Source organism: Microbacterium sp. BF1 (assembly GCF_019279095.1).
GTDB lineage: Bacteria > Actinomycetota > Actinomycetes > Actinomycetales > Microbacteriaceae > Microbacterium > Microbacterium maritypicum.
Genome location: NZ_JAGYWT010000284.1, coordinates 1 through 3,163 on the forward strand (window position 1 = coordinate 1; position 3,163 = coordinate 3,163).

Sequence of the window (3,163 nt, forward strand, 5' to 3'; positions counted from 1 at the left end):
ACCTGCCGCAACGCGTGGACGGCCTCGACGAGCGGCGGTCGGTGTTCGAGAACATCGCCGCCGCGGCGCCGCACGTGCCGGAGAAGGAGCTGCGGCAGGTAGCCGATCAGATCGGTGTGGGCTTCGGCATGCAAAGGCGGCCGCGCACGACCCAGGGCTTCCGTCCCGGATCCGACGCGCTCCGCCCCCTCTGGCCCGTCGGGAGCCGTTCCTTCCGAGTCGTGAACACCGGCGGCGATCAACCGCTCCAACAGCGTGGTCTTCCCGGCACCGTTCCGGCCGATCAGCGAGACACGCTCCGGCCCCTGGATCACCCAGGCCCGCTCGTGATCGCCGATCGTCGCGATACGGCGGCTGCGCGACACCTGCGGATCGGGCAGTTCGATCTTCATCGAGGCGTCGGAGCGCACACGTCGCCCGGCCTCGTCGAGCACCGATCGTGCGGCATCCTCCTTCGCCCCGACCTCGGTGCGGAGCTTGCCCGCTGAGACCTCGGCGGCCATCTTGCGGCCGTGCGCCACGATCTTCGGGACGCGCTTCTCGATCTCCGCCTTCTTCGCGGTGCGGGTGCGGTGGGCGAGCTTCACCTCGGCCTCGATCCGCTGGCGCTTCTCCTTGCGGAACGCCTGGGCGGCGGTGACCTCGGCCTGTCTCGCGGCATCCTGCTCGGCGTCCAGCCAGGCGCGCCACTGCGAATAGGGGCCACCGAACACGCTCAGCGTCTGGGCGTACAGCTCGGCGGTGTCATCCATCAGCTCGAGCAACGACAGGTCGTGACTGACGACGATGAGCGTGCCCTTCCAGGCCTGCACCATCGCCGCGAGCTGCAGATGTCGACGACTTCTCCTACAGCTCGTGGGATGCCGTCTACGAGATCGGTCTCGACAACGAGGGCCGTGCTCGCATGCGGGTGACCGAGACCCTGGTCGCCGACTTCCCGGACTTCGACCAGAACCACGGCATCGTCCGCGGACTCGTGACGTCGTACGAGGGGGCGAGCACCGAGACCTCGGTCCTGTCGGTGACCGATGAGAACGGCGCAGACGTGCCGTATGAGACCGACGAGGAAGACGGCCTCCTCTACGTGCTCACGGGCAACGACGATGACTTCGTGCGAGGGCTCACGACCTATGTGATCGAGTACGAGATGCGCGATGTGATCCTCGCGACCGCTCCATCGGCGGGATCATCCGCTCCCCCGGCCGACGAGTTCTACTGGGATCTGCTCCCCCTCGACAGCACGCAGCCCATCGACCGCTTCCGCGCCGAAGTCGTGTTCGATCCCGCATTGAGCGCGGAGCTCAACGGAGCCACGCGGTAGGGGGCGTGCGCCAGCGGGCGTGGACGCTCCTGGTGCTGCCGACGATGCACATCTCCTGGGGCCTGGGCTTCCTGGGTGGTGTGCTGCGCGGTGCCCGCGACACCGTCGACGCCTCGCGCCTCGGCACCCGGAACACACCTCTCCCCTGACGCGGCCGCGCGGACTCAGGGCGTGACGAACCCCAGATCGAGGATGCGGTCGACCACACGCTGCGCGGCATGACCATCGTCGCGGGAGTTGAACTGCTTCCGCCAGGCCGCATAGCGATCCGCGTACGCGTCCACGTGGCCCGCGTCGTCCAGAGCGGCCGCGAGCTCCTCCTGAGTGCGCACGAGCGGACCGGGTGCGCGCTCCGCGAGGTCGAAGTAGAACCCGCGCAGCTGTCCGCGATAGTGATCGATGTCGGGCACCAGGAAGTACATCGGCTTTCCGGTGACGCTGAAGTCGAACATCACCGAGGAGTAGTCGGTGATCAGGGCGTCTGCCGCCAGAAGCAGCCGTGCCGTCTCGGGGTACCCGGTCACATCGATGACCCGTGCACCCGCGCGATCGCGTCCCTGTTCCAGAGTGCGGGAGTGACCGCGCACGAGGACCACGGCGTTCGCCTGGTGCGCCAGAAGCTCCGCATCGACGAAGTCGACCATCTCGGCACGGTCATCGCGCCAGGTCGGTGCGTACAGGAGCACGCGCTCCTCGGGCCCGATCCCCAACGCCGCGCGGACCTCGGCAGGGTCGCCGTTGGTGAGCGCATCGTTGCGGGGGTATCCCTCCACCCAGATCGGCCGCCCGAAGAAGGCGTACGCCTTGCGCAGGATGCGCTCGGAATAGGTGTTCTGGGCCAACAGAACGTCCCAGCGCCGGGATTCCTTCACGACCGACGCCGGGTGCCTCTCGCACTCACCATGACGCCCCGCCGGCAATGTCGGCGGGGCGTCGTGGTTCTCACCGCACGTCGGCCAGCATCCGATCCACCCAGAGCGGATGCGGCAGCTCTGCGATCTCGGCCCGCGTGAACCATCCGACCTCGACGACCTCGTCGTCATCGGGGACGGGTAGGTCGAGCAGCTCGCACGCGAACGCGGTCGAGACGTACGACACGCGATCGCCATTCGGGTACGTCACGACGAGCGATTCCCCACCGTAGGCGCCGACGATTCCGGTGACGCGGACGCGCGCACCGATCTCTTCCTGCAGCTCCCGCACGATCGCCTCATCCGGATCCTCGCCGGGCTCGACACCCCCGCCGAGCAGGCCCCACTCGTCTGAGCCCGCCGTCCGCGCGAGAAGGAAGCGATCCCCCTCGCGGATCACCGCCGTCACCCCGGGCAGCAGCAGAAGGTCATGACCGATCCGGGCACGGATCGACTGGACGTAATCGGAGAACGGCATGGCGGGAGTCTAGGTCGCAGGGCGGTCAGACTCCCCGTAGCCTCGCCACAGCCGCCCGCACGAGCGCGGCGTTGCCCGGTGCCGTCGCACCGTCGGGGAGCAGCAGGGTGTCTTCCAACCCGATCCGCGACGCCACGCCGAGCTCGACCGCGAGGTCGAACACCGGCCACGTCGAACCCTCTTCCCCGTGGAGCAGGATCGGCAGGTCGGGCTCCTCGAGCTCGACGTGGGCGATCATTCCCTCGGCGTGGTCGCGCAGCGTGTCGGTCGGCTCGTCGGGAAGCTCGATGAGCACCCGCAGGCACTCCCCTCTGACGGGCGATCGCTTCCACACCTCGAAACCTGCCGCATCCCACAGCCCCGCCTCGACCGCGACACCTCGTTTCAGCAGCAGCGCGGCCACCTCGTCGGCGCCGGCCTCGTGCCAGTTGACCGACGCGTGATCAGGCAGCT

Annotated in this window: 5 protein-coding genes and 1 pseudogene; 2 read left to right on the plus strand and 4 right to left on the minus strand. The window is 68.5% G+C overall.

Annotation, left to right across the window (positions count from 1 at the left end; translation table 11 throughout):
• A pseudogene (locus KZA10_RS10540) lies at positions 1-815 on the minus strand (hypothetical protein); the annotation flags it as partial.
• A 95-nt stretch (positions 816-910) separates the two neighbouring features.
• Between KZA10_RS10540 and KZA10_RS10545 the strand changes: the two are divergent.
• Positions 911-1,321, plus strand: coding sequence for a DUF2207 domain-containing protein (locus KZA10_RS10545; protein ID WP_308289640.1), 411 nt, complete (start codon positions 911-913; stop codon positions 1,319-1,321).
• 5 nt (positions 1,322-1,326) lie between these two features.
• A complete protein-coding gene (locus KZA10_RS10550) occupies positions 1,327-1,470 on the plus strand; it encodes a hypothetical protein (protein WP_374196578.1) in 144 nt (47 codons plus the stop codon).
• Positions 1,471-1,485: 15 nt separating this feature from the next.
• Here KZA10_RS10550 and KZA10_RS10555 read toward each other — a convergent pair whose 3' ends face one another.
• The 3 genes from KZA10_RS10555 to KZA10_RS10565 form a co-directional block, all read right to left on the minus strand.
• Entirely contained in the window at positions 1,486-2,364 is an 879-nt protein-coding gene (locus KZA10_RS10555; RefSeq protein WP_306300808.1) for a CDP-glycerol glycerophosphotransferase family protein, read from the minus strand.
• Positions 2,264-2,710: an NUDIX domain-containing protein gene (locus KZA10_RS10560; RefSeq protein WP_141385535.1), complete on the minus strand. Its 447-nt coding sequence runs from the start codon at positions 2,708-2,710 to the stop codon at positions 2,264-2,266. The genes KZA10_RS10555 and KZA10_RS10560 overlap by 101 nt, the downstream gene beginning before the upstream one ends.
• Positions 2,711-2,735: 25 nt before the next feature.
• On the minus strand, positions 2,736-3,163 hold a 428-nt coding region (locus KZA10_RS10565), incomplete at its 5' end, for a 3-keto-5-aminohexanoate cleavage protein (protein WP_218682847.1).

Excerpts from the sequence above, each read along its gene's own strand:
- KZA10_RS10560 (WP_141385535.1), bottom strand. The coding sequence starts at position 2,710 with ATGCCGTTCTCCGATTACGTCCAGTCGATCCGTGCCCGGATCGGTCAT.
- KZA10_RS10555 (WP_306300808.1), bottom strand. The coding sequence starts at position 2,364 with ATGACGACGAGGTCGTCGAGGTCGGATGGTTCACGCGGGCCGAGATCG.